The 25,187-nt window shown below is 62.2% G+C and carries 28 protein-coding genes; 14 read left to right on the top strand and 14 right to left on the bottom strand.

From position 1 onward, the window contains the following. Positions 1-44: 44 nt before the first annotated feature. Positions 45-539, top strand: coding sequence for a MarR family winged helix-turn-helix transcriptional regulator (locus tag AC3WMA_RS13765; RefSeq protein WP_492285908.1), 495 nt, complete (start codon positions 45-47; stop codon positions 537-539). An 80-nt stretch (positions 540-619) separates the two neighbouring features. Here the strand turns inward: AC3WMA_RS13765 and AC3WMA_RS13770 are convergent, their stop codons facing one another. Then, positions 620-1,333 (bottom strand): orotate phosphoribosyltransferase, encoded by a 714-nt coding sequence (locus AC3WMA_RS13770; RefSeq protein WP_492285909.1) that lies wholly within the window; start codon positions 1,331-1,333, stop codon positions 620-622. Between the two features lie 377 nt (positions 1,334-1,710). On the opposite strand from AC3WMA_RS13770, the gene AC3WMA_RS13775 reads away from it, so the two are divergent. From AC3WMA_RS13775 to AC3WMA_RS13805, 7 genes are all read left to right on the top strand, one after another. Next, complete coding sequence (locus tag AC3WMA_RS13775; RefSeq protein WP_492285910.1) at positions 1,711-2,946, top strand: MFS transporter; 1,236 nt, start codon at positions 1,711-1,713, stop codon at positions 2,944-2,946. Between the two features lie 372 nt (positions 2,947-3,318). After that, positions 3,319-3,738, top strand: coding sequence for an SxtJ family membrane protein (locus AC3WMA_RS13780; RefSeq protein WP_492285911.1), 420 nt, complete (start codon positions 3,319-3,321; stop codon positions 3,736-3,738). Between the two features lie 17 nt (positions 3,739-3,755). After that, a complete protein-coding gene (locus AC3WMA_RS13785; RefSeq protein WP_492285912.1) occupies positions 3,756-3,905 on the top strand; it encodes a DUF5989 family protein in 150 nt (49 codons plus the stop codon). An 8-nt stretch (positions 3,906-3,913) separates the two neighbouring features. Next, positions 3,914-5,746 carry a carbamoyltransferase family protein gene (locus AC3WMA_RS13790; RefSeq protein ID WP_492285913.1) on the top strand — a complete coding sequence of 611 codons (1,833 nt, stop codon included), beginning with the start codon at positions 3,914-3,916 and terminating at the stop codon, positions 5,744-5,746. A gap of 5 nt (positions 5,747-5,751) precedes the next feature. Next, positions 5,752-6,867 carry an SGNH/GDSL hydrolase family protein gene (locus AC3WMA_RS13795; protein ID WP_492285914.1) on the top strand — a complete coding sequence of 372 codons (1,116 nt, stop codon included), beginning with the start codon at positions 5,752-5,754 and terminating at the stop codon, positions 6,865-6,867. Between the two features lie 630 nt (positions 6,868-7,497). Further along, complete coding sequence (locus AC3WMA_RS13800) at positions 7,498-8,208, top strand: hypothetical protein (protein ID WP_492285915.1); 711 nt, start codon at positions 7,498-7,500, stop codon at positions 8,206-8,208. 126 nt (positions 8,209-8,334) lie between these two features. Then, positions 8,335-8,703, top strand: a complete 369-nt coding sequence (locus AC3WMA_RS13805; RefSeq protein WP_492285916.1) for a hypothetical protein — start codon at positions 8,335-8,337, stop codon at positions 8,701-8,703. Between the two features lie 98 nt (positions 8,704-8,801). Here AC3WMA_RS13805 and AC3WMA_RS13810 read toward each other — a convergent pair whose 3' ends face one another. The 4 genes from AC3WMA_RS13810 to AC3WMA_RS13825 form a co-directional block, all read right to left on the bottom strand. Further along, complete coding sequence (locus AC3WMA_RS13810; RefSeq protein ID WP_492285917.1) at positions 8,802-8,960, bottom strand: hypothetical protein; 159 nt, start codon at positions 8,958-8,960, stop codon at positions 8,802-8,804. A 26-nt stretch (positions 8,961-8,986) separates the two neighbouring features. Next, the gene (locus AC3WMA_RS13815; protein WP_492285918.1) at positions 8,987-9,286 is read right to left on the bottom strand and encodes a DUF982 domain-containing protein; all 300 of its coding nucleotides are present in this window, start codon (positions 9,284-9,286) and stop codon (positions 8,987-8,989) included. 19 nt (positions 9,287-9,305) lie between these two features. Continuing rightward, the gene (locus AC3WMA_RS13820; protein WP_492285919.1) at positions 9,306-9,842 is read right to left on the bottom strand and encodes a PAS domain-containing protein; all 537 of its coding nucleotides are present in this window, start codon (positions 9,840-9,842) and stop codon (positions 9,306-9,308) included. A gap of 287 nt (positions 9,843-10,129) precedes the next feature. After that, a complete protein-coding gene (locus AC3WMA_RS13825) occupies positions 10,130-11,596 on the bottom strand; it encodes a GNAT family N-acetyltransferase (RefSeq protein WP_492285920.1) in 1,467 nt (488 codons plus the stop codon). A 133-nt stretch (positions 11,597-11,729) separates the two neighbouring features. Between AC3WMA_RS13825 and AC3WMA_RS13830 the strand changes: the two genes are divergently transcribed. Next, positions 11,730-12,719 carry a LysR family transcriptional regulator gene (locus tag AC3WMA_RS13830; RefSeq protein WP_492285921.1) on the top strand — a complete coding sequence of 330 codons (990 nt, stop codon included), beginning with the start codon at positions 11,730-11,732 and terminating at the stop codon, positions 12,717-12,719. Between the two features lie 208 nt (positions 12,720-12,927). Here AC3WMA_RS13830 and AC3WMA_RS13835 read toward each other — a convergent pair whose 3' ends face one another. Then, entirely contained in the window at positions 12,928-13,347 is a 420-nt protein-coding gene (locus AC3WMA_RS13835; RefSeq protein ID WP_492285922.1) for a helix-turn-helix domain-containing protein, read from the bottom strand. 343 nt (positions 13,348-13,690) lie between these two features. On the opposite strand from AC3WMA_RS13835, the gene AC3WMA_RS13840 reads away from it, so the two are divergent. Both AC3WMA_RS13840 and AC3WMA_RS13845 read left to right on the top strand, forming a co-directional pair. Then, positions 13,691-14,017 (top strand): hypothetical protein, encoded by a 327-nt coding sequence (locus AC3WMA_RS13840; protein ID WP_492285923.1) that lies wholly within the window; start codon positions 13,691-13,693, stop codon positions 14,015-14,017. Positions 14,018-14,035: 18 nt separating this feature from the next. Further along, positions 14,036-14,347 (top strand): hypothetical protein, encoded by a 312-nt coding sequence (locus AC3WMA_RS13845; protein WP_492285924.1) that lies wholly within the window; start codon positions 14,036-14,038, stop codon positions 14,345-14,347. 787 nt (positions 14,348-15,134) lie between these two features. Here the strand turns inward: AC3WMA_RS13845 and AC3WMA_RS13850 are convergent. The 5 genes from AC3WMA_RS13850 to AC3WMA_RS13870 all read right to left on the bottom strand — a co-directional run bounded on the left by AC3WMA_RS13850 (position 15,135) and on the right by AC3WMA_RS13870 (position 18,668). Next, positions 15,135-16,115: a PAS domain-containing protein gene (locus AC3WMA_RS13850; protein ID WP_492285925.1), complete on the bottom strand. Its 981-nt coding sequence runs from the start codon at positions 16,113-16,115 to the stop codon at positions 15,135-15,137. Positions 16,116-16,795: 680 nt separating this feature from the next. Further along, positions 16,796-17,404 carry a peptidase S14 gene (locus AC3WMA_RS13855; protein ID WP_492285926.1) on the bottom strand — a complete coding sequence of 203 codons (609 nt, stop codon included), beginning with the start codon at positions 17,402-17,404 and terminating at the stop codon, positions 16,796-16,798. 72 nt (positions 17,405-17,476) lie between these two features. Next, positions 17,477-17,692, bottom strand: coding sequence for a hypothetical protein (locus AC3WMA_RS13860; protein WP_492285927.1), 216 nt, complete (start codon positions 17,690-17,692; stop codon positions 17,477-17,479). 105 nt (positions 17,693-17,797) lie between these two features. Continuing rightward, the gene (locus AC3WMA_RS13865) at positions 17,798-18,334 is read right to left on the bottom strand and encodes a hypothetical protein (protein WP_492285928.1); all 537 of its coding nucleotides are present in this window, start codon (positions 18,332-18,334) and stop codon (positions 17,798-17,800) included. 34 nt (positions 18,335-18,368) lie between these two features. Then, a complete protein-coding gene (locus AC3WMA_RS13870) occupies positions 18,369-18,668 on the bottom strand; it encodes a PepSY domain-containing protein (RefSeq protein ID WP_257735723.1) in 300 nt (99 codons plus the stop codon). 252 nt (positions 18,669-18,920) lie between these two features. Here AC3WMA_RS13870 and ku (AC3WMA_RS13875) point away from each other — a divergent pair, with 252 nt between their 5' ends. Beyond that, positions 18,921-19,775 (top strand): non-homologous end joining protein Ku, encoded by an 855-nt coding sequence (ku, locus tag AC3WMA_RS13875; RefSeq protein WP_492285929.1) that lies wholly within the window; start codon positions 18,921-18,923, stop codon positions 19,773-19,775. On the opposite strand, the gene ku (AC3WMA_RS13880) is transcribed toward ku (AC3WMA_RS13875), so the two are convergent. From ku (AC3WMA_RS13880) to AC3WMA_RS13890, 3 genes are all read right to left on the bottom strand, one after another. Then, a complete protein-coding gene (gene ku / locus AC3WMA_RS13880) occupies positions 19,776-20,561 on the bottom strand; it encodes a non-homologous end joining protein Ku (RefSeq protein WP_492285930.1) in 786 nt (261 codons plus the stop codon). A 67-nt stretch (positions 20,562-20,628) separates the two neighbouring features. After that, on the bottom strand, positions 20,629-23,247 hold the full coding sequence (ligD, locus tag AC3WMA_RS13885; protein ID WP_492285931.1) for a DNA ligase D: 2,619 nt from the start codon (positions 23,245-23,247) through the stop codon (positions 20,629-20,631). A gap of 45 nt (positions 23,248-23,292) precedes the next feature. After that, positions 23,293-23,568, bottom strand: coding sequence for a hypothetical protein (locus AC3WMA_RS13890; RefSeq protein ID WP_492285932.1), 276 nt, complete (start codon positions 23,566-23,568; stop codon positions 23,293-23,295). 693 nt (positions 23,569-24,261) lie between these two features. Here AC3WMA_RS13890 and AC3WMA_RS13895 point away from each other — a divergent pair. Both AC3WMA_RS13895 and AC3WMA_RS13900 read left to right on the top strand, forming a co-directional pair. Then, entirely contained in the window at positions 24,262-24,612 is a 351-nt protein-coding gene (locus tag AC3WMA_RS13895; protein WP_492285933.1) for a hypothetical protein, read from the top strand. A gap of 67 nt (positions 24,613-24,679) precedes the next feature. Then, complete coding sequence (locus AC3WMA_RS13900) at positions 24,680-24,919, top strand: hypothetical protein (RefSeq protein ID WP_492285934.1); 240 nt, start codon at positions 24,680-24,682, stop codon at positions 24,917-24,919. Positions 24,920-25,187 lie beyond the last annotated feature (268 nt).

A 25,187-nucleotide genomic window follows, 5' to 3' on the forward strand; every position in this document is an offset into this window, starting at 1 on the left:
GCGAATATCCGATTTTGTTCAACGCTGAACTATTATGTTCAGCCATGAACAAAAAGCAAGAGCTTTCCGAGACGCAGACCCTGCCCTGGGACCTGCCGCGCTTCCGCAACTGGGTCTCCATCGCCCGCGCCCATAACATGTGGGAGAAGGTGCTCACCGAGTCGTTGGCGCCACTCGGGATCCAGCTCGCGCATTACGACGTGCTCGCCAACATCTTCCACGTTCCCGGCCTCTCGCAGCAGGCCTTGGCCGAGAAGCTTCTGGTCGGCCGCAGCGCCATGAGCATGTTGCTGCCTGTGCTGGAGAAGCGCGGCCTGATCGAACGCCGCAATGACGAGGCTGACCGGCGCCTGCGCCGCCTCTGGCTGACGCCCGCCGGCGAGGCGATCACCCGAAAGGCGATGGCGATCCATGTCGCCGAGATCGAGGCGATGATGCAGGTCCTCACCGACGAGGAATGCAATGCCGCGGGCGAGGCGATGCGCCGCGTCGGCAAGGCGCTCGAGGCGCGCAGCGCAGCGGCGAAGGGCACTATTTGAAGGGCGTCATCCCGTGTCTGCGCAGCAGCACTCGCGTGCCGCAGCGCGCACGGGAAGACACCCAGGCGCGAAGCTAACCCTCAGGCCGGCTTCTTTTCCTCGCCGAAGGCCGAGATACCGCCATGCTTGGCCGACCAGGTCGCGGGGTCGTTGAGGAAGCTCTCCACCTCGGCCAGGATCTTCGGCTCGAAATGGCCGCTGTCCTTGGCAACGGCGAGCACGTCCCACCACGTCGTGAGATAGTGCAGGTTGATGCCGATCTCGGTCATCAGCTCGCGGCTCTTCGGGAAGATGTCGTAGTAGAACAGCACGAAGCAGTGCTGCACATCGGCGCCGGCCGTGCGCAGCGCCTCGGCGAAATTGACCTTGCTGCGCCCGTCGGTGGCGAGGTCCTCGACCAGCAACGTGCGCGCGCCCTCGACGACCGAGCCCTCGATCTGGGCGTTGCGGCCAAAACCCTTCGGCTTCTTGCGGACATACTGCATCGGCAGCGAGAGACGGTCCGAGATCCAGGCGGCGAAGGGAATGCCCGCCGTCTCGCCGCCGGCGATGATGTCGAGCGACTCGTAGCCGATATCGCGCACGATCGTCGTCGCCGCGAAATCGATCAGGGTCGAGCGCAGGCGCGGGTAGGAGATGATCTTGCGGCAGTCGATATAGACCGGGCTCGCCCAGCCGGAGGTGAAGAAGAAGGGCTTGTCGCTGTAGAAGTGCACGGCCTTGATTTCGAGCAGCATCTTGGCCGCTTCGCGCGCGATCTCGGTCCTGTCGGTGGGGGTGAACAGGTTGGACATGGGCGCGGTCTCTCCGGGCTGAGCGACGCCGCTCGCCGGGGACGGCAAGGGCGCTGGGACTGGTCGAATTGGCAAACGGCCCCTTCTGATCGCCCTTGCCCGGCAGGTCAATCCCTCCGCGCGGCGATTTTCACGATGGCCTGCGGGCCAATTCCGCCGCTCACACCGCTTCTGGCGCCGGCCAGAGGGCAACAGGGCGGCTGCGTTGCCCAAAAACGACCATTGCAGCGTTTCCCACGGCATCCACAAGCTGGCCCGCGAGGGATCATTGCGCCGGCTCAGATCGCATGAGATGGCAAAATCATTCGAATTTGGGCGGTGCCGTGCCGGCATCGTCGCTCCGCGCTTGGCCGGAGCAGCAGCATGGGGCTTGAATCATGAGTGAACTGCGAATGGCTGCCGCGCCATCGGCACCGACTGAGGTGGACAGCAAGGCTCGCAAGGCCCTGTGGGGCGCCGCGATCGGCTACGCCATGGACGGGTTCGACCTCTTGATCCTCGGCTTCATGCTGCGTGCGATCTCGGCCGATCTCCAGCTCAGCCAGGCGCAGGCCGCCTCGCTCGTCACCGCGACCCTGGTCGGCGCGGTGCTCGGCGGCATCGGCTTCGGCATGCTCTCCGACCGCCTCGGCCGGGTCCGCGTCCTGACCTGGACGATCGTCCTCTTCGCCGTCTTCACCGGCATGTGCGCGCTCGCCCAGGGCTACTGGGACCTGCTGTTCTACCGCACCATCGCGGGCCTTGGCCTCGGCGGCGAGTTCGGCATCGGCATGGCGTTGGTCGCCGAAGCCTGGCCGGCCTCGAAGCGGGCGCGCGCCTCCTCCTATGTCGGTCTAGGCTGGCAGGTCGGCGTGCTGGCAGCGGCGCTCGCGACCCCGCTGCTGCTGCCCTCGATCGGCTGGCGCGGCATGTTCGCCATCGGCATCCTGCCGGCGGTCGTCGCCTATTTCATCCGCCACTCCCTGCACGAGCCCGAGGTCTTCGTCGCCCGCTCCAAGGACCGGCCGAAGGAATCGGCGCTGCGCCTGCTGGTCAAGGACCGCGAGACCGCCAAGCTCAGCCTCGGCATGATCATCCTCTGCTCGGTCCAGAATTTCGGCTATTACGGCGTGATGATCTGGCTGCCGAACTACCTCGCCACGCGGTTCGGCTTCCAGCTCACCCAATCGGCCTTGTGGACCGCGGTGACCATCGCCGGCATGGCGCTCGGCATCTTCGCCTTCGGCCATATCGCCGACCGGATCGGCCGCCGCCCGGCCTTCTTCGGCTACATGATCGGCGCCGCCGTGATGGTCATGGTCTATTCGCGCCTGACCGATCCCATGCAGTTGCTGGTCGGCGGCGCGGTCATGGGCTTCTTCGTCAACGGCATGCTCGGCGGCTATGGCGCGCTGATCAGCGAGCTCTTCCCGACGGCGGCGCGGGCCACCGCGCAGAACGTGCTGTTCAATATCGGCCGCGGCGTCGGCGGCTTCGGCCCGGTCGTCGTCGGTGCGATCGCCGCGACGCATGGCTTCCAGACCGCCATCGCGCTGCTCGCCGCCCTCTACGTCCTTGACCTGATCGCGATGTGGCTCCTCATTCCCGAGAAGCGCGGCGCCGAGCTGGAATGAGCCTATAGGGCGAAAATTGCGGATGCGAACGCAGGGGGCGCCAAGGGGCGCCCTCTTGCGTTTGAAGATTGATGTCTTCCGAAAATGGGAGCGGCCCGCCCGAAAAGCGGCAAGCGCCGAACCAACCGTGCCCGAGCCAGACCCGCATCCGGGTGGCGAAACCATAGACAGCCTTCCTCCCGGCATGCTGAAAAAGCCTGCACCTGGCGTGCGTCCGTCAGAGGCAAAATGGCGATCCGGCCATTCTTCCGTCCCGGATGTCCGGAGAGGCGGGATTCCACTTTTTCGTCCGATCCTCTAAGGAGCACCCGCTGTCCGCAGCGATGCGGCGCCGGCCGAACGAAATCCAAAGGGTCACGAGCGGAGTAGGCGATGTCCGATTTTCAACGACGCGGGCCGGAAGAGACCATCAACAAGTCCAGCGAACGGCAGTTCGGACTGGTCATGGCCGGTTTCTTCGCCATCCTCGCGCTGCTCGCACTCTGGCGCGGCCACCCTGGTTTCGTACTCGGCTGGAGCAGCGCCTCGGCGGCGTTCGCTGGCGCGGCGCTGCTGGTTCCGGCGTTGCTGAAACCGTTGAACGCACTCTGGTTCCGCTTCGGCCTTCTGCTACACAAGATCATGACACCCCTGATCATGGGGGCCATGTTCTTCCTTGTCTTCACACCGATCGCGCTGATGATGCGCCTGCTCGGCAAGCGTCCGATTCCGACGAGCTTCGACCGCGGCGCACAAAGCTACTGGATCGCGCGCGATCCCGCCGGGCCCGGCCCGATGACCAAACAGTATTGAGAGCAGGAGCCGCGCCCTTGTCCTTCCTCCGCGAAATCACCGAGTTTCTGCTCGCTCGCAAGAAATACTGGCTCATCCCGATCGTGATGATGATGGTGGTAATGGGTGGGCTCGTCGTGCTCACCAAGGGCTCGGCCGTCGCTCCCTTCATCTACACGCTGTTCTGACGGGCGCGATGCGCATCCTCGGCATTTCCGCATATTATCACGACTCAGCAGCTGCGCTGGTCATCGACGGCGTGCCGGTCGCGGCCGCACAGGAGGAGCGCTTCACGCGCATCAAACATGACGCGGGTTTCCCCGTGCACGCGATCGGTTATTGCCTGACGCAAGCCGGACTGAAGCTCTCGCAGCTCGATGCGGTGGTCTTCTACGAGAAGCCCTTCGTCAAATTCGAGCGGCTACTCGAGACCTATCTCTCGGTGGCGCCCCGCGGGTTCCGGCAGTTTCTCACGGCGATGCCGCTCTGGCTGCGTGAGAAACTGTTCCAGAAGAGCCTCCTGAGCGACGAGCTGAAGGCGCTCGATGCCGAATTCGATCCGGCGAAACTCCTCTTCAGCGAGCACCATCTCAGCCACGCCGCCAGCGCGTTCTACCCGTCCCCCTTCGAGCGAGCCCTGGTGCTGACGCTCGACGGCGTCGGCGAATGGCCGACGACCTCGGTCGCGCTTGGCAACGGGGCCGCGCTCGACATCGTCAAGGAGCTGCACTTCCCGCATTCGCTCGGGCTGCTCTATTCGGCCTTCACCCACTATGCTGGCTTCAAGGTCAATTCCGGCGAGTACAAGCTGATGGGGCTTGCCCCGTACGGCCGGCCCGTGCATGCGCAGACCATCCTCGACCATCTTGTGGATCTCAAGCCGGACGGCAGCTTCCGGCTCGACCAGCGCTATTTCGATTATATGGGCGGGTTCACCATGACCAATGCCCGGTTCGAGGCGCTGTTCGGCGAGGCGGCGCGGGCGGGCGAGGCGCAGCTGACGCCGTTCCACATGGAGATCGCCGCCTCGATCCAGGCCGTCACCGAGGAGATCGTCCTGCGCATGACGCGCTCGCTCGCGGCCGAAACCGGGGAGCGCAATCTCTGCCTGGCCGGCGGCGTCGCGCTGAACTGCGTCGCCAACGGCAAGATCCTGCGCGACGGCAGCTTCGCCGAGATCTGGGTGCAGCCCGCTTCGGGCGATGCCGGCGGAGCGCTCGGGGCGGCGCTCGCCGCCCATCACAGACAATTCACGCAGCCGCGAACCGTCGCCGCGGGCCTCGATGGTATGGCGGGCTCCTATCTGGGGCCGGCCTTCGCGCCGGAGGAGATCGCCGGACGTCTGCGTGCCGTCGGCGCCGTCTTCGAGGAGCACGACGAAGCCGGCATGCAGGCGCAGACGGTCGAGGGGCTCGTCGCCGGCAAGGCGGTCGGCTGGTTCCAGGGCCGGATGGAGTTCGGCCCGCGCGCCCTGGGCGGCCGCTCGATCCTCGGCGACCCGCGCAGCCCGAGCATGCAGAAGACCCTCAATCTGCGTGTGAAGTTCCGCGAATCCTTCCGCCCCTTCGCGCCGGCCGTACTGGCAGAGGATGTCGGCGACTGGTTCGAGCACGAGGGTGTCTCGCCCTACATGCTGATGGTCGCGGAGGTCCGGCGGGAACGCCGCCGCACCATGACCGCCGCGGAGGAGGCGCTGTTCGGCATCGACAAGCTCAACGTTGCCCGCTCCGAGATTCCGGCCGTGACCCATGTCGACTATTCGGCACGACTCCAGACGGTGCATGTCGAGACCAACCCGCGCTTCCACGCCCTGCTGAGCGGCTTCAAGGCGGCGACGGGCTGCCCCGTGCTGGTCAATACCAGCTTCAACGTCCGCGGCGAGCCGATCGTCTGCACGCCGGAGGATGCCTTCCGCTGCTTCATGGGCTCGGATATCGAGATGCTGGTGGTCGGCACCTGCGTCCTGCGCAAGGAAACGCAGGACCCGGCGCTGGCGCTCGACTACACCTCGCGCTTCGAGCTGGATTGACGTCGATGGCCGCTCGTCCCCGCTCACGCCTGCGCGGTCTGCTCGTCAATCTCGCGGTGATGGCGGGAAGCGTCGTCATATTCCTCGCTGTCTGCGAATTCGTGGTCTTTCGCTTCGTGCTGCCGGGCTCGGACGTGCCACGCAACGCGTTCATCAACGAGCTGGTGCGCTACGCTCCCGGTCAGAGCGGGCATTGGCGGGTGCGCGACGACGTCGATGCGCCGTTCTCGATCAATGGAGAGGGCTGGAATTCGCCGCTGCCGACCTATCCGCGCGAGCGCCGGCCGGGCGTGCGGCGCATCGCCTTCGTCGGCGACAGCTTCGTCGAGGCGCTGCAGGTCCCCTTCGACCGCAGCTTCGCCGAGGTCACGGCGGAGGCGCTTGGCTCCACCGGCCCGGCCGAAGCCTACCGCTACGGCATCGCCGGAGCGCCGATGAGCCAATATGTCCAGATGATCCAGCAGGAAGTCGGGCAGGCGCAGCCGGATACGATCGTGGTCCTGTTGGTCCACAATGATTTCGACGAGAGCTTCGTCTTCAGGCCGGGCCGCTATACGTCGAGCTTCCGCAAGCTCGACGTCCAGAACGGCAAAGTCATCGGCGAACTGCCGCCGACGCCCTGGCGTCCGGGGCCGGTCGAGTTCCTGAGACGGACGGCGACGAGCAGCTTCTTCCTCTATCGCTGGCAGGTGCGTCCGCAGGCGATCGTCGACGCCATCCTCGGCCCGGCCCGCGCTGCGGAAGGCAACTATGCGGCCAATGTCGAGATCGGCGCGGTGCTGGTTCGGGAGGCTGATGTAAAGGCGGCGACCGACCACGTCGTTGGCCGCCTCAAGGCGCTTGCACAAGCGGCCGGCGCCCGCCTGCAACTGGTGATGGATGGCGACCGCGCCGCGATCGAGGCCGGCCGCGGCGATAGCCCGGCCCTCCGGCTGAATGCAATCGCCGCCGCGGCCGCCGCGAGATATGGCGTGCCTTTCCTCGACCTGCATCCGGTCTTCGCGGCTGAATGGGCAGCCAAACGCAAGCCCTTCGCCTTCACCTCGGACGCCCACTGGAACGCCTATGGCCATGCCGTAGCGGGCCGGGCGATCGCTGCGGCGTTGGCCGCGCAGCACTGAGGTTTCGAAAGCCTCCCCGATAATCGAACGCGTCCGCGACTTGGGGACACCAGGGCGCAGCGCAGGCAGGAGGCAGGTCGAGCGCTCTTGCTCAACATGCGGACCGGTCGAATAGGACCGCTGCTGCGAGCCCGCGATCGTCCGCATTTACGTTGCCGACGGTGGGACCGGGAGAGTTGCTTCGATGAGAAGGTGCCTGTGACCCACGGCCAGAGCAAACTCGAAACCAGCAGATAACCAGAGGCTTTCGAGGCATCTCGAAAAGGGCGCCGAATCATCCGCGCCCAAAAAGCAAAAAGCGCCGGAAGATCCAACGCTTGCATGCTTCTCAAGTCCTGAGATTGTCTGGAGCGGGCGAAGGGATTCGAACCCTCGACCCCAACCTTGGCAAGCGATTTACTGTGCTGTTCTTATATTACACTGCGGTTCTCTCCTGTCAATTGGAATGCGAGCGCGTCGCTGCGGTACAAATTACGTTAGATGAACTAGCGTGGAGCCACCGAACGGCCATCGAATAGCGTGGACCCGCGAGACTGCAACCGCGCGGTAACCGCGGAGTTTTCCGGTCTCGCGAAAGTCCGATTGAGGCGGCAAGCTGGCAGCAATCGTCTGCCGTCATTCGGTGCACTCATGCCTTCTCACCTGACGCGCCGCCAGCTCTACGATCTAGTCTGGTCACACGAGATGCCGCAGGTTGCCGCGCATCTCGGTGTCCCTGAATGGCAGATTCGGCAAATCTGCGAGAATCACCGCGTTCCGCTGCCGACGGCCGCATTCTGGCGAGACAAGGTAACCGGCTGGAAGGCGAAACAGGCGATCTTCACGTCGACCGCCGACGCACTGCTGGAGCTCATCTCACTCAACCCGACGAAAACACCCGTGCCGCTCGCCGCTGTCGAACGGCCACCCGTCGCCATTGCCAAACCGGCATCGCCTAGGCGAGCGCCAGCGATCAAGATCAAGGTCGAACCGGTGGAATGGCAAAGGGTGGCGAATCCTCACTCGCTATTGCTGCCCCTCGCGAAGGCTTTGCGCTCGACCAAGCCGAACCGAAACGGCGTTATCGAGGTTGCTGGCGAATTGGTTCCGTCTATGTCGATCGCCGAGGGCTCAGTGGAGCGCGCAATTTTCGTGCTCGACGACCTGATCAAGCGCCTTATCGCCCAAGATATCGCATGCACGCTTTCCCGCCGCCATTTCACAATCGCGCGGGAGCAGGACAAGGTCGAATTCAAGTTCACTGAGAAGATCGCGCGGCAGCCGCACGAACCGAGCTTGCAGGAACTGCAAGCCGAAGCTCTCCGGATTCGCAGAGGCGGCAGCACACACGACTATTACTAGAACAAGGCCTTTCCGGAATTCGACTTCGTTCCGACCGGCGTCCTTCGATTATCGATTGAGACATATGGGCGCGAGGGACGGCGGCGAAATTGGCAAGATAGTTCGCGTGCGTCCTTCGAAACTCAGGTGGCTGACATTGCTCTTATCTTATCAGATTGGATCGACGACGAGCGGAAGTGGCGCTTGGAGCGAGAACGTCAATCGCGGGTATGGGCTCGGTCTGCTGAAAATCGACGATTGGCCGAGCAGCGCCGCAAGCGCGAGGACGAACGCGACGCTCTCATCGCCGAAATAGTCCTGCTTCAGGCGAAGGCGCGCGACCTCAGTGCTTGGATCAAATGGGCCGCGCCGATCGACGATCCTGAAACGAGGCGCATGTTGGATTGGGCTCGCAGGCGCCTGGCCTCCATCGAGCGCGCCGTAAACCCGGGCAGATTTGGCGATTGGTTGCGGGAGAAGAAGCTTTTTCCCGAGGTCGATCCCATGACGCGCTGAGTTGCTCTTTCATAGTCGTCGACGCACCTGACAATTGCGCGCTTGGGATTCGCTTCGATCGAGCGGCGTGGCGACAGGAATGAAAACATGTGCGCCTCCTATGCTTCCGCTGGCGTAGCGACACTCGCCTCGTAGGCGACCATGGCCGCCGAAAGGTCCAAGAAAACTGTTTCATCCCGTTCTTGGTCCGGAACGCCTGCAAGCGCCGTCAATAGAGCTACGGCCTGCTGGTACTGATCCTCTGTCTCGATCATCATGAAGCACGCCTCGTCCGATTGGCGGATTATCTCAAGAGCATCCCGCTAGATTGGGCCGCGGTCTCGAATGCTGACCGGGCATCTGCCGTTGACCCTTGCCCCCTCATCGCGGCCATGCACGAGACCACGGCGCTGCGCCAGGCCTGATCTCCACCTTGATCTTTCCACCCCAGCAGGAACTCCGCGGCGCGTTCAACATTCGAAACGGCGTAGGGCTCGCCCGTCTTAGCGAGGGCTACGTAGACCGGAGGGTTGAACCAATGCAGAGGCATGAAGCCTTTACGCGAGCCAGCGCTAAACGTTCCGCTAGATGCGCGCTGAATCATGCCGCCGCGGCGTCAGCTCTCAGCTTACGACAGCGATGCAAGGCCTTGGCTTCTGTAGCGATAGCTCAAGCGCAGCAAGCCGCGATCCGACCTCCATCAGGGCCATGTTGATGAAGTGGGACAGGTCCCTCTCGCCCGCTGCTCTCGCGGTCTCCGCTGAAGCCAGCAAATGGTCTGCGACGATCGAAAGCGGATGCTCGGCGTGTCCACTGTAGATATGCGCGGCTCCAAGATACTCTGCGGGCCGACCGCCCGCCTTGGCGCGCACGCAGGTTCCCGTAATTTCGATGCGCCGGTACTCGTTCTCGACCATCAGCCGATTGCTAGAGCCGATATCGCCGCCGAAGAAGGACGCGCGCTGGATAGCCTCAAAGAAGCTCGCCTGATCATCTGGGTGAATGGATTGAGCTAGGCGGCTCATCTTCACCCCTGAGCGGCCCGCGGCAGGGTCGATTCCGAATAGAACCGCAACCTCTTCGCCAATGAAGATCAGGTCTTTCGACACCAGCCAACGCCAGGCCCCCAGAAAACGTGCCACATCATGATGAAGTTGCATCGTGCCCTCCGTTGTCCATTGGATTGAGGAGAAATGCTCCCCTGCGGGAATGCAGGGGAGCGGAGGCGCGTTACCGGCCGTGGGGTGAGAAGGACCCCTGCGGCGGCGGAGAGGGGAAGGCGCTAACCGCCCCGTCCTCGATCGCTTTGCGTGTTGTAAGCTCGGTTTTGACCAGGCCGAGCAAAGCGGCGCTCACAGGGTCGACCTTAGAGACATCTCTGATCAGATCATTGACCAGGTTGATCAGGGTCGGAATGTCCCTTGGAGGGCGCGTCCATTGCCAAGCATCAATCATGGTCGTTCAACCCCTTTATCTTGCCGTAGATGAGCGGCGGCCACGAATTGGCGTTGCAGTTCGGTGCCTCGCCGTAGAACGGATTCATGCAGCCGGGAATGTCGCGATCCGGATACATGGTGGTGGGGCTGACGCCGGGCACCCATTTGCCGTCCACTAGTCCCTTGCTGTCGACTTGCTGGGCAGCAGGTTTGGCAGGCTCGGGCGCGAGAGTGCTCCGCTCGGCCGGGTCGGCGCCGAGCGCCTTGTTCGGGATGAGCTCCGAACCCGATTCCTCTTCCAGCGGGCCAGGTCGATCCCACTGCCCCTCGGGGCGGATCAGAACAGCCGCACCGGAGAGGTGGGTCAGTGGCGCAGACTTCGGATTCGGCTCCGTCTCGAGGTCCATCTCGTAGTAGACCTCGTCGGTGAGGTAACTGAGCCCCGGTCCTGGCCGCTGGACGAAGCCGAAATGCTTCCAGAGCTTGAGGAGAGGCTGAGCTGCCTGGCCATAGAAGCGGCGATAGCCCTTGTCCTGCCCGAAAGCGATTGCCGCTCGCACGAGGTCGAGAGCAAGTCCGCCCCGGCATCTGGGCAGCACGGCTAACCGCTCGATCTTGATGAAGTCGGCCCAGTAGCGCAGGCGGATGCAGCCGGCCGGCTCATCGCCGAAGTAGCCGAGCAGATGGGTGGCGGTGAAGTCATTTCCGTCTACGTCTTCCTGGTACGGAATGCTCCGATCCTCGACATAGGCGGCGCCGCGGATGGCGATGCACTTCAGGACGTCGTCGAGCGAGTGAACGACGGTGACGGAGTTCTTCTTGGTGCCGACATTCTCGCCCGGAAGATAGTTGTCATACGGCTTCCTGCCACGCGCCAGATCCGGCATGGCACAGCTCATGAGCGTGCTCGAATGGAGCATCTCGTAGGTTGCGCCCATCACGAAGCCCATGTTCTCGAAGAAGTAGCGGGCTTGCACGTTGGCAGGCTTGCAGAAGATCGGCAGGTCGCGGTTTTTCGCGCTGGTCATTCGCTCCATGACCAGCGACATGCCCCCGCCTTGTCCGCCGGGCAGATAGATGAACCAGAAATAGAGAGCGGCTGCCCGCTCATGCGGGCGGCATATGAACTTCAGATCGGGATTGCCCGTGTCGAGTTCACCCGTGAACAGCGCGCGAGCTCCCTCCTGATTGAGCGGCAGGTGCGCCAGAATGCCGATCGGGTCGCGGCCGGGCGCCTCGAACCACTGATGCGCGAATGCGGAGATGGTGTCCGGGTTGTGCCGGTACACCTTCATCACCGTATCGAGCGTTGCCAGCCCCGGTACATCGCGTCTTGCCATTTGCATGGAATGATCGATGATCTTTTCGGTAGGGCTGAATGTGGTGTAACCGCGCCCGTAGCGCATGTAGTTCAGCGTCCGAAAATTGCGCTCGCTTCGCGCAATTCTGAAGCTCTCCTGTGAGTAGTTGATTCCCATAACGCAAATCCTTCTGGATACGTGGAACTAGGTACGCAACAAGGAAAGGTTAACCTAGATTTGTGGGGGCGGGGATAGAATGAAAATGACGCACGTGGGGTCAGTTGGTGCTCACTCAGACGCGAGAGGAGCCATGAATCTCAACTGGGATGACATACGAATCTTTCTCAAGCTGGCTCAGCTGGGTAGTATTCGCGCGGTCTCCTCGGAAACAGGACACTCCCCTGCGGCCGTGCGGAATCGAATCAGCGATCTGGAAGCCCAGACCAGCGCGGTTCTCTTCCACCGGACGAAAAAGGGCATGATCCTGACGGATACCGGCGGGCGCCTCGTGGCCGTCGCTGAAAACATCCAACGGCAAACTCACGTTTTCGCGACGATACCAAGCCGTGAGAAGGCCGCTTTGCGCTCAACCGTTCGCGTCGGGATAACCGAAGGGCTGGGAGTTTTCTGGCTGGCACCAATGTTAGGAGAGCTGCGCAGCGGTCACCCTGACATTCAATTCGATCTGAAATGCTCGATGACGCCGCCCAAGATATCGGAGTTGGAGGTCGATCTGGCGATACAGCTCGATAAGCCCACGGATCCCAATCTAATGGTCCGCAAGATCGGCAACCTGCATGTCGTTCTTTACGCAGCAGAAAGCTACATCGCCGCGCACGGCGCCCCGAAGAGCAAGTCCGATATCGAGAAACATCAGTTCATCGACATCGTTGCGCCGCAGATACGCAGTGAAAAAGTTGAAGAGGAGATGACGCAGGAGGACAAACGAGGCTTTGTAAATATCCGCGTCAACACCAGCTCAGCCCAATTCGTTTCTGTGATCAGTGGGCTCGGCGTTACCGCGCTGCCAACATATGCTCCCGTCGTTTCGAGAGGGCTCGTACATGTTGCAAAGGATTTTGTACTGCCGCGCGATATTTGGTTAGCCTACCACCCTCAGGCCGCCGAGCTAAGTCATGTTAGACGGACAATTGACTGGATCATTTCGTCATTCAATCCAGCGATCTATCCCTGGTTCCGTGAGAAATATATCGCGCCGGCCGAGATCGAAGCCTTCATGGCCACGCAGGATCGCAAAAGTTTGTTTACTCCGTCATGCGCTCTTAGCCTTGCTTCCTGACCCTACTGGAGGGCCGGGCAAAAAGCTGGGTGACAAATGCTCGGCGGCGATGAGAATGAACTGGCAGGCTTGATTGGCCGAGTTCGCAAGCTGGCGTTGGACGCTGAGCACCTCAATAGTGCACTCGTCAACGAACTGTTGGCGAGTGCTGAGCGCGAGCTTCGGGGTCTGCTGGAGGGCGGTCGGGGCGATCACACGGCGCCACCGGCTACTTCGGCTCCGAACGATCAGCCTCTTCGGCAAGAGCTTCGACTACGTCGATGATCCGGCGGCGCACGCGGCCGCTCTTGATCCGCGTGAACGCCTTGGTGAGCTGCACGCCTTCGCTCGTCGCGAGGAATTCGGAGATGTAGGTCGTCGCGGCGGAATCTACGAAATTGTCGCCCAAAGTATCCCCGGCTGGGGCGCCGTCGAAGAAAAACGCAACAGGCACGTCGAGCATCTTGGCGATCTGCTGCAGGCGGCTCGCGCTGATGCGGTTCGCTCCCTTCTCGTATTTCTGGACCTGCTGGAAGGTCAGCCCCAGCGCGTCACCCAGCTTTTCCTGGCTGATACCCGCCAGCATCCGTCGCATGCGGACGCGGCTACCGACATGCTTATCGATCGGGTTTGGGATCTTGGTGACCACGAATACCTCCGTTCGCTGGCAAGAGTTGGTAGATACCTATGCCAAGCGCAACGGGCTCAAAGGCGTAGGAGTTTGGTATCGCAAGGCAAGCGCATACGCCGCAACCGATACGAGAGTACGGAAACTATCTTTAGAGCTGATAATCGAAGGGCGATTGCCGAGTTAACATATTATTTGCGGCTTGAAAGCCCGGCGCAGGGACTTTCTCGCGCTAGGCGCCACAAATTCGGCGCTTCAGAGATTGCAATTTATGGTTGCATGCCTCATGATTCGAGCGCCAATTCCTCTCGCGTGCAGGCGTCGCCCGAGGAGGAGAATGGAACAGCGATCTGGAGGCGAGCGATTGGACGAAGTCGAGCCCGACGATCCCGCCTTATCGCTACGCCCGTTCGAAGCCGCGCTTGATGATCCAACGCGTCTCCTCCAAGGGCTTGAGAATGCCCTGTCCGATTCTTCGGAATTCGCGCAGAAGCTGGAAGCTGCAATAGAGGCACTTGGGTCGAAACTTGGCCGCCAAGTTGCAGCCGATGCGCTTCTTGCCATCAACTACTTGGATCGCTCGCTAGCCGAATTGGCAAAGACGAGCGGGTTGGCCGAGAGCGACAGGCTCAAGCTGGCCCGAACTATGGGCGTTGCCCGCAAGGTGGCGATCAAGATGGGTTCCACATAGTAGGTAGGAGAGGTGGCCATGGCATCTCAGTTCAGCGCTGTCGATCGCTACCAACTGGCCTCAGACGCATGGTCATTGGTCGAGACTGCGTATCGCCAGCAACAAGCGAGCGGAGCCAGCAATGAGGCCGTCATTGACGCGCTAAGTGAAGGTGCTCACCACGTTTTCTTTGATGCTCTGCCTGTCGTGCCAGGCTCACTGGAGGAACTAAGGAGCTATCTCGCGATGCTTGAAAAGCGCGACATCGCGGAGAATCCCGAAGCTGTCGCGGCTGCTCTAAAAACAATCGGTCGGGCAGTCGCAGATCTTATAGAAGGCTCGCGTCTCTGACCTCTTCGGAGCTGGCAAGACGCTCATCGTTTTCCTATTTGAGAGCCGCGCTGCGCCTAGAATAGATTGCCTTGCACGGGCGTTGTTGGCTGCTCCATAGCAGCATCAGCTTTGTCTGCTAACGGCTGCGCTGTAGCAGGATCGTCGTCGCCAACACCGGTCTTATTCATCCCCCGGTCGACGACCCACTCCTGAAGCTCCGGCGGCGAAGAGCAAAGCTGGCTCGGTTGATCTGAACAGTTTTGGCGCTGCCGCTAAGTGGGTTTCAGCCTTGGCAAAACTGGGCTCGTGGGGTTTCACAAGGGTGCTTGGTTGTGATTCAAGCTTTGGATGGATCGTTTTGTACTGACGGATGCCCAATGGGCGAAGATGGAACCGCATTGTCTGGGGAAGGCGACGGACCCGGGACGCAGCGGTAGGAACAACCGGCTCGCCACGACGCGTCAGCCTCAGACCTTTGGCGGCAGGCCCGCTCTGTCGAACACTGGTATCGACTCCGTAGAGCCCTCGGGCCTCTGCCCCAGTGGCACATCCTCCGCTGCCTGCCGCACCGCCTCTTCCGACTCCGTCAGGCCATCTGGAGTGTTACTCGCGTCACTCCCTTCATCATGGACGTTTGTCCTGTCGCTTACTCGGCGCCCGGTCTGGATAGGATCAGCGGCGAGAGGGCTTTCTGCTGGCGTGGCGGGCTCGCGCTCGTCTTCCAAAATCGCCGGATTTTCACGTTGCTTTGGCATGGTTGACTCCTTTGAAGAGCAAGCCATGCAGCTCATGTTTGTTCCGACCTTTAGGCCTTGAGCCTTGATTTGGTCATCTCGATCTCGACGACCAAGCCGGAGGGAAGCCAGGCGAAGAGCATGCGTGCGCCCAACTGTGATTTGACCGCTCGATCGACAAGAAGGCTGCCAAAGCCTCGCCTTTGAGGCTCGCCGTCGACCATGGGACCGCCGAACTCGCCCCAGCGCAACCGGACATCTTCACCCGATGCCTGGACTTTGATCTCCACCGTTCCTGCGGGAACAGAGAGGGAGCCGTGCTTCACAGCGTTCGTCGCCAGTTCGTGAAGCACCAGTGCGATTGCCGTAGACGCGGACTGGCCAACCCTCACCTCGTCGCCATTCATCGTGATCAAAGGGGTTGCGCCCGCGTTGTAGGGTGCAATCAGTCGCCCGATGAGTTCCAGAAGGGTGTCGGGTGCTCGATCACTGCTTTTCAGGACTATGCCGTGCGCCCTGTTCAGCGATGCAATTCGTTCAACGATGCCTTCTGCGAACTTTGCAGAAGCAGGCTCTGTCCGAGCGGCCATTGAAATGAGGCTGCCGACAACGGCAAAGATATTGCCGATGCGATGCTGCAACTCGCGGGCGATGAGTTCCCGCTGCTCTTCGGCAGTTCGCCTGGCCGTGATGTCGATATGCGCCCCGATGAGCTTGACCGGCTTGCCCAACTCATCCCGCTGGATTTCAGCTTTGGCTAGGATCCAGCGCACAGCACCGTCCGACGGGCGAACGATGCGATACTCGGCCTCATACTCGACATCGGTGCCAAACACGCTCCGATGGAAATGGCTGACGACCCGGTCGCGGTCTTCCGGATGGATGCGAGCAACCCACGCCTCGTGGGTTTCGTTCTCTGACTCCGGGGGGAGTCCGTGGACTGCGAGATACTCGGGAGAGCGCTTGTTCCGAAAGGCGCCTTCACGGAGGTCGACTTCTAGGCCACCGATCTGGCCAATGCGCTGGACGCGGGCAAGTTCTTCCTCCCGCAATCGTAGCCTTTTTAGAGCCTCGTCTAACGGCAACTCTATGCCCCCCGGCAATGTCGAAAGCCGCGATCCTCCGCCGCGTCTCAGAACATCGATACTTGCTCAAGGCGATCTGGTTCCAAGGCTCGCATCGCTTTTTTTGTTTAGTGGCCATCACACCTCAGCGCGCAGTATCAAGCGGCTTTTTGCGCACAACGGAACGATCGGATTGAACCGCGGTTGAGCCTGCATGGCCCACGGGCAGTTCGTTCGACATCCTGCCAGGCTACACATCGGCGATAGCAAGCTCATAGAACACGAGATCCTGAACGCCCAATCCCGCTGAGCCCGCGGGTATATCGCAGCTGAACCTTCCTTCGGCGCACGCGTTGTTCGTTGTGTCCGTCGCATCGGGAGGGTTCCAATGTTTCACTCAGTACCCGATCATGGCGTATTGGTCCGGCAATGGCGCTCTCGTCCTCCCACCGGGCGGCAGATGAGCGTGGCGTTGTGCAGTTTCATGTTGCCCGGGGATGTGGAAGCTCACCTCGCCAGCGCAGCCAATCGATCCGTGACTTATGTGAGATGGTGCTTGGACAGCGACGCCATCGTCCCGGCGAGCTTACTGGCTGCAGCCCTTCGGATTGGCGCCGATCTTCTGCCGCCATTGGAAAGCTACGAGCCTGCTTCGAAGCGAAGTGAGATTAGATCACACCCTCGATGAGGCCTAGATTTTTGGCTTCGTTGGCTTCGATATACCAGTTCTCTGGTGCGAGTTTGAGGACCTGCTCCATCGTCACCGACGATCCAGCGATGAGGTTCTGAAACCCCTCGTTCTGAATCTGAATGGAGTGTTCGATCTCGTTCAGCTTCGCCTTGAGATTAGCGATGCACATCGTCAACGGGCCATCCAGAATGATGTTCGCCTGGATTTTGCGCTCATGCACCATCAGCCTCGTGCCGCGCGTGAGATAGCGGTTCGGGCGGGCAAAGAAGCTCATGAAGGTGGCGCCAGCGGAGTAGATTGCAGTCTTGCCCAGAAAGACGAACCGTCGTGCCGGCTCTTGTTCGCTATGGAAGCGAATATCCTCTCCCATCATGCGCGCGACCTCGGGATCACCCCCAAGTGTGCTCAGTTCGATGACGACGATTCCGTCGCGGGGGGCCGTCATGAGCCTATCCCGGAAAAACGCATACATCAGATTGTCGACGACCCCCGCCAGCAGAATCGGGGGGTTCAGGAAATCGATGGCTTGCAGGGGACGAAACAGGTCGTTCGGGGCGTCATTGGCCGCGAGTGAGTGCGAGTTCATGCTTGGTCCAGAGGTGGTGGTGATACTCGCGGCTGAACGCGTGCTGGACGCCGTAGTTCCCCGCAGATCGGGTTAATCGCGCGCCCGATATTGTCGCAGCGTGTGGTCGACCAGATCATTCTCGTTCAGCGCCAGCATCACAAAAGACGCCAGAATGTAAGCAAGCCGCGTGCGTCCCGGTTCGCGTTCTCCAGCCTCGATCAGCGGTTTGACGTGACGCCAGGCCTCATCGCGTGCGGACCTGGGCGCGAGCAAGATCGACCGGGTTCTGGAGCGATGAGAAGGCATGGAGCTAAGCCTAGAGGTTGCTCCCATAACTCTGTCCCGCTCAAGACAATGGCCCCGCCAGCCAAGCTGACGGGGCCTCCATCATGGCGTTCTGTGTTGGAGCGATCACACGACAGGCGGGCGATAGGGGCCCGCGGTCTCGTCGAAGCGCTCCCAGCCGCTGGCGCGATACTCGGCTTCGCGCGTCGCCCGATCGATCGGCGTCGCCCCGTCGAGGATGGCCTGAACCGCGGCTTCATGCTCCGGCTCGGTGCGGACCGAAACGACAGAACCGCCGCGGCGGACCGTCTCCGCGTAGTAATCCGCTTCGTCCTTGTCGTGACCTTCCTTCACGAAGGAGCCGACGAGGCCGCCGGCCGCGGCGCCCGCGACGGCGCCGGCTGCGGTCGATGCGAGCCAGCCGGCCGCGACGACTGGGCCGACGCCGGGGATCGCGAGCATGCCAATGCCGGCAAGGAGGCCGGCAGCGCCGCCGATGCCGGCGCCGATGCTGGCGCCCTCCGTGGCATTCGTCTCGTCCGACGTACCGGCGCTGCCGACAACACTGATGTCGTTGCTGGAAACGCCTGCGGCCTCTAGCTGCTCGACCACCGAGCGGGCCGTTTCGTAATTGTCATAGGTGCGGGTCAGGGTGCGGGTCATGTTTGGCTCCAAGAGTTGGGCTTAAGGGTCGAGATCAGTTGCGGGTGATGTTGCCGCGATAGTCGACGGAGACATTGACCTGCGCGCCGGCATGCGTGGCCGTACCCTTCCAAACGCCGTTGTCGTCCTTCTTCAGAGCGCCAACGCTGGAATAGCCGTTGGCTTCGAGGCGGCTCTTGGCCTGGCCCTCAGTGAAGCTGTTGGCGCCCGGCAGCGGGGCGTTCTTGTCGGCATCTGCCTTCGGTGCCGGCATGGGAGACGTGGTGCTCGTCTGAGCGATCGCACCGAACGAAATCGTAGCCGCGACGAGCGAAACGAGGATTGTTGTTTTCATTGTCCGACACTCCTGATGGGGAGCGGCTCGAGGCCGCTGAATGTGGATCGAACGGCCCGCAGTGTGATTCTGTTCCACGCTCGCTGGCGCTTCCCGAACCTGCCGGCGAAGAAATTGATGTGGCTGGATTGTTGAAGACATGAAGGCTGAGACTGGTCGGTGAAGCGGCTCAGATGCCGGCGGAACATCCGAAGCTCGACGCTGTTCACGGAGTCTGCTGTTGGGGCCGCGAACACATATTGAGAGGCGACCATGGCGCCGCGGGCAATCTGGAAGGGCGTCCTCAAGGTCGCTGAAGTCACTTGCCCGGTGGCGCTCTACACCGCTGCCTCGACCAGTGAGCGCATCTCCTTTCATACGCTGAACCGCAAGACCGGCAATCGCGTCCATCGCCAGTTCATCGACGAGGTCACGGGCAAGCCGGTCGAGAAGGACGACCAGGTCAAGGGCTACGATCGCGGCGATGGCGACTACATCGTGCTGGAGCCCGATGAGATCGCCGAGGCCGTTCCCGAGAGCGACAAGACCCTCGATGTCGCCACCTTCCTGCCTTGCGACGAGATCGATGATCTCTTCTTCGACCGGCCCTATTATGTGACGCCGAGCACGCCGGTCGCGGCCGAGGCCTTCGCTCTGATCCGCGACGTCATGGCGAGTCGCGAGGCTGCGGCCCTGGCGCGCACCGTGATCTTCCGGCGGATGCGCTCGATCCTGATCCGGCCGCACGATGCCGGGATGATCGCGACGACGCTCAATTTCGACTACGAGGTGCGTCCGGTGGAGAGCGCCTTCGACGATATCCCGAAGCTGAAGATCGAGGGCGAGATGCTGGAACTCGCCGAGCACATCATCCGCACCAAGGCCGGCCGATTCGACCCCAAGGCCTTCGAAGACCGCTACGAGAACGTGCTGGCCGAGCTGGTCAAGGCGAAGATCGAAGGCCGCAAGATCAAGCCGGTGAAACGGCCGGAGCCGGCGAAGGTCGTCAATCTGCTCGACGCTCTCCGGCAGAGCGCCAAGACGGGCCAAAGCGGCACATCGGCCGACAAACCGGCGGCGAAGCGCAAATCCGTCCGCAAGGCCGAACCGCGACAAAAGGCGGGTTGATCACTTCCGCGGTTCGAGGCTGCGCTTGAGCGCATCCATGATGCTGATGACATTGTCCTCGCTGGCGGCTGGCTTGGCTTTCCTGGCCAGCTTGCGGCCTTTCTGCTTGGCCTTGATGAGGTCTAGCAACTCGTCCTGGACGGGATCTTGCGCGAGCTCCGGCGACCAGTCCTTGGTACGCGAGGTGATCAACTTCTCCATGAGCGCGCGCATGTCGGGCTCGGGTTTCGCCTTCTTGATATCGGAGAAGTAGTCATTCTCGTCGCGGACCTCGTCCCCATAGCGCAAAGTCCATAGCACGATGCCTCTGTCGCGCGGCTCCAGCAGCACGGCCCGTTCGCGCCGGTAGAGGACGACGCGGGAGATGCCGACCGTCTTGGTCGCCTTCATCGCCTCGCGAATAACCGAAAAAGCCTCGTCGCCGATCTTGCCGTCCGGCACGAGATAATGCGGCGTGTCGTACCAGATCCAGCCGACGGAGGAGCGCGGCGCGAACAGCTCGATATCGATGGTCCGCGTGCTCTCCAGCGCGACGGCGTCGAGCTCGTCATCCTCCAGCATGACGTAGTCGTCATCGTCCTTGGGATAGCCCTTGACCTCGTCGGCATCGGCGACCGGCTTCCCGGTGACGGCATCGACGAAGCGGCTCTGGATGCGGTGGCCGGTCTTGCGATTGAGCGTATGGAAGCGGACCTTCTCGCTCTCGGAGCGCGCCGGCATCATCGCGACCGGGCAGGTCACGAGCGAGAGCTTGAGATAGCCTTTCCAGAATGTCCGCTGGGCCATGGGCGCTTCTCCGATCGGACGCGAAACGCATCGGCCGCCGATCCGTTCCGATACCGCGGGGCGCCGATCAGGACCGGTCGAGCTTTGTGATCGCATCCGCCAAAGGCCGCTCGGCTTCGTCATAATCCGCCCAGGCCTTGCTTGCCGCCAGCAGCTTCGGAACCGTGCGGATGGTGTAGCGGGCGGGATCGAGCCCCGCCTTCACCTGCGACCAGGTGAGCGGCATCGAAGCATGCGCGCCGGACCTCGCGCGTGGCGACAACGGTGCGACCGCCGTGGCCATGCGGTCGTTGCGGAGATAGTCGAGGAAGATCCGGCCCTGGCGCAGGCGCTTCGCCATGTTGACGACATAGCGCTCCGGCTCGTTGGCCGCGATCTCTGCGCAGACGCGGCGCGCGAAGTCCTTGGCTGCCGGCCAGTCCGGGCTGCTACGGCGGGGTTTCGCCAGCGGCGTCACGACATGCAGCCCCTTGCCGCCGGTGGTTTTGCAGAAGCTGACGAGACCCAGCGCATCGAGCCGCTCCTTCATCGTCCGGGCTGCCGCGATCACGGCATCGAAGGACACATCCGGCCCAGGGTCGAGATCGAAGACCAGCCGGCCGGGAACCTCCGGCTCGCCGGGCCGGCAGTTCCACGGATGCAGTTCGATCCCGCCGATCTGGGCAGCGGCGATCAAGGCTTCGATCCGGTCGACCTGAAGATAGGATTTCTTGTCGCCGGAGATCTTAACCAGCTCGAACAGGCTGGAGGTGCCGAGGCCGGCATGGCGCTGGAAAAAGATTTCGCCCTCGATCCCGTCGGGCGCCCTGAGCAGCGAGCAGGGCCGGCCCTTAATATGCGGCAGCAGCCATTGGCCCACGGTCTCGAAATAATGCGCGAGGTCGAGCTTGGTGGCGGGCTTGCCGTCCTCGGCATCGGGCCAGAGCGGCTTGTCGGGCTTTGACAAGGGCACGCCGAGCACCTCGACACGCCCGCTGCGCGCCGGCGCCGGCTTTGGGGGGGCGGTTTCCGCAGGCTGCGCCGGCAATTCGGTCTCGACCTCCGCCGCCGGCTTGTCCTCGCGCAAGCCCTTGAAGGCGGCCTGCCGGACCATGCCGTCGCCGGTCCAGCCCGCGAATTCGATCTCGGCGACGAGAGCCGGCTCAACCCAATGCACACCCGGGGCTCGTCGTGGCGCGCCCTTGCCGGTGAAGGGCGAGGTCTTGGCTTCATGTTCTTTCAGGCGCGGCAGCAGCTTTTCGACCTTCGCCGCGCCATAGCCGGTGCCGACCCGGCCGACATAGATGAATTGCGGACCACGATGGACGCCGACGAGCAGCGAGCGGAATTTGCCGGCCGTGGTCGCCCAGCCGCCGATGACGACCTCATGGCCGGCGCGGCATTTCGCCTTGGTCCAGCTATCGCTGCGGCCGGAGACATAGGGCGCATCGCCGCGCTTCGAAACGATGCCCTCCAGGGACAGGCGACAGGCGGATTTCAGCACCGCATCGCCGCCTGTCTCGAAATGCTCGACATAGCGCAGGGTGACACCATCGGCCGCGTCCCGCAGCAGCGCCTCAAGCCTTTGCTTGCGCGCAAGGAGCGGCTGCTCGCGCCAATCCTCGCCGTCGAGGAACAGCAAATCGAAGGCGAAGAAGACGAGATTTTCGGTCTTTTCTTCCGATAGCGCAGCCTGCAACGCGGCGAAATCCGGCGCACCATGGTCGTCGAGCGCGACGATCTCGCCATCGACGATGCAGCCCGGCAGGCCCTTTAAGGCCTTGGCTACGGCCCCGAACCGCTTCGTCCAGTCCAGCCCCTTGCGCGTCTTCAGCGTGACCCTGCCGCACGCGACACGCGCCTGGATGCGATAACCGTCGAACTTGATTTCATGGAGCCAGCCGCTGCCTGTCGGTGGCCGCTCGACGCTCCGGCAAAGCTGAGGCGGTACGAACGCCGGGAGACCGGCCGCAGCGGCGGGGCCTGCTTTCGAGGCCCGGCCTGTCGTCTGTTTCGGCGCAGGCTTTTCGGCCCGTGCTTCGGCTGCCAAGCCCTCTTTGCTGTCCCAGACCGCATCGGCGTCGACAGCCTGCTCAGCCAGCAGGAAGGGCTCGGGCGAGCGACCGCGCCCAGCCGCGATAGCTTTCATTGTCCGGCCCGAGGCCACAGAGGTGTCAGCCTCCAATACAGCATCGCCATCGGAAGCGACCGCATGATCATCGCGATGCTTGATCAGCAGCCAGTTGGTGCGCTTGCCGCCATCGCGGTCATGCTTCATACGCACCAAGACGAAGCTGCCCTGCAGCCGCTTGCCGTCGAGCGTGAACTTGAGGTCGCCCTTTTCGAGCTGCCGCTGCGGACTGAGTTTGCCCTCCGGCTCCCAATAGCCCCGGTCCCAGAGCTGGACGGTGCCGCCGCCATATTGGCCCTTCGGGATCGTGCCCTCGAAATCGCCATAGGCGAGCGGATGGTCTTCTACCTCGACGGCGAGGCGTTTGTCGCCGGGGTCGAGCGACGGCCCCCTGGTCACGGCCCAGGACTTGAAGACGCCATCCAATTCCAGACGCAGGTCGTAATGCAGCCGTGTCGCATCGTGCTTCTGAATGACGAAGCGCAGGCGGTTCGATCGAGCGACCGCGCTCGCGTCGTTCGGCTCCTTCGTCTTCCGGAAATCGCGCTTGGCGCGATAGGTCTTCAGCTTTTCCACGGAACACCTTCCAATGCGACTTCGCGGAGAGAAGGTGGATGAAGGTCAGCCAGTACCGGGGTCGATATGACGAACGGGCTTGGTCGGGGGCAGCGCGCCGGAACCCGGCGTTGCCTCCTTGTTCGTCTGCGACTCCTTCGCATGCGGGCCGGCCGGAGGCGTGTCCCGGCCTTTCGCCCGCTGCTTCTGATTGCCCTCGGAGATGATCTTCGGGCCCTTCATCGCATCATCAGCAGCGTCTTCGCGCTTTTCGGGCGGGCGCTGGTTCGGCTCGGTCGGGCCGTTGGTGCTGCCATTTCGTTCGTGGTTCCGGTCGATCATCGCTTGCCCTTTCTGAAAGTGCTGCCGGAGCAACGCTGCGGCGATCCGATCGTTTCGACAGATCGCAAAAAAGCCCGGCCCCATGGGAGCCGGGCTTGTACAGGCGCGATCATTCAGAGCGTCGGGTCGACCAACAGATTCTTGTCGCGATGCTTGCCGCCGAGCGTTCGCGCTGGGTGTACGGCCGGCCATGGTGAGACATCATCGCAATTCCTCTTTGCGAGATATTACGGCCGACAGGCGCTATTGGCTCATATCTAAGGTCGGGGCGATGCCATCCGCTTGGAACAGATGAAGGAGAGACCTGTTCCTGCTATGAGAACGGGCGGCTTCAATGGCGCAAACTCTTACCGTCTATCAGAGCGGAAACGAATGGGTTGCGCGAGACGTTACAGGCTCGAATTATGGACAGTCATCCAACTTATTCGAGACCATTGAAGCGGCCGAAAGGCTGGCAAAACGCTTAGGCGCATCCGTGCGCCTAAGCCGTGAAGCGCAGAACTATCTCCTGACCGAAGGCGCCAAAAAGTCCCCTCTCTCGTGAAATGCCGACGGAGAGGCGTCGTTGTTGCCTGTCATTTGACATTGACGAAGGCATTGGCGGCGCGCGTCATAGGTGAGAGCCGACTACCCCCGCTATCGGGCGGTTAGCATCCTCAGTTCCCGCGTCGCACGCGGAGAATCGGCAAAACCGTGAAACCAACAGTTGAGGCATATACGGTCGCGCTGCCGTGGTATGAACGCGAGGATTTTCACCAGCTCTGGGAATTGGCACACGACCGCGTGGAGATGCCGTCGGATTATGACGCATGGCATCGAAACGCGCTGGAGGTGATGAATGCCTGGCTCGCCCGTGGCCGAGCCCTTCAGATCGTGACGGTGAGGCCAAGTGAATTTCTCGCTTGGCTGCGAGTGAAAGGCCTGCCGAACACAGCAAAGACACGGCTTCAGTATGTCGAGCAAAAGGCCAGCCGAGCCGGTAGCGAGCTGGGCGGGATCGGCATTGCCGCAGACCCTAAGGTTATATCCAGCGCAGCCGCCTAATATCCGGGGAACACTGCGGCAGAGCCTCTCGTTGAGACGTTATAGATGCGTCGCATAAGGTGGACCAATGGTCGCGTTTCAAACTCCTGTCGAGACGTCCCGCCGCCAACAGAGCACACGTCGCGAGTTCTATCGTGAACTGTGCCAGGACGACGAGGGCAATCGCTTCACCGTTATCGTCTGGCAGAACAAGCCTGGCCTCTCGACGGTCTCCTATTCGCTCGAAGACGGGACGCCTGTTCACTACGAAGACGAGTGTTATTTCGCACTGCCGTCCGGCAAGATGCTGACGCGGTGCGAGGACTGAGGCCGCAGCTCCGCTAGCGCTCCTGTTGAAGCAGTTCCGGTTGCCTGGAACGGCAGCCCTGATCGCCGCGTTGCTTGATCTCACGACAACATGGGCACCGAGGGCCGGAAATGATCAGAGCAATTTTCTCAGGCCTTGCGGGCGCTTGGGTCGCACGGAACGTTGAGCGGGGCGAAATTCCGGAGAGGTTTGCCGTACCGCTGACATTGCTGGCGACACGTATCCCCACGCCGGCCCTTCTGGCGGCAGTTGCTGGCTATGGGTGCTA

Source organism: Allobosea sp. FW305-C-101, from assembly GCF_058783685.1.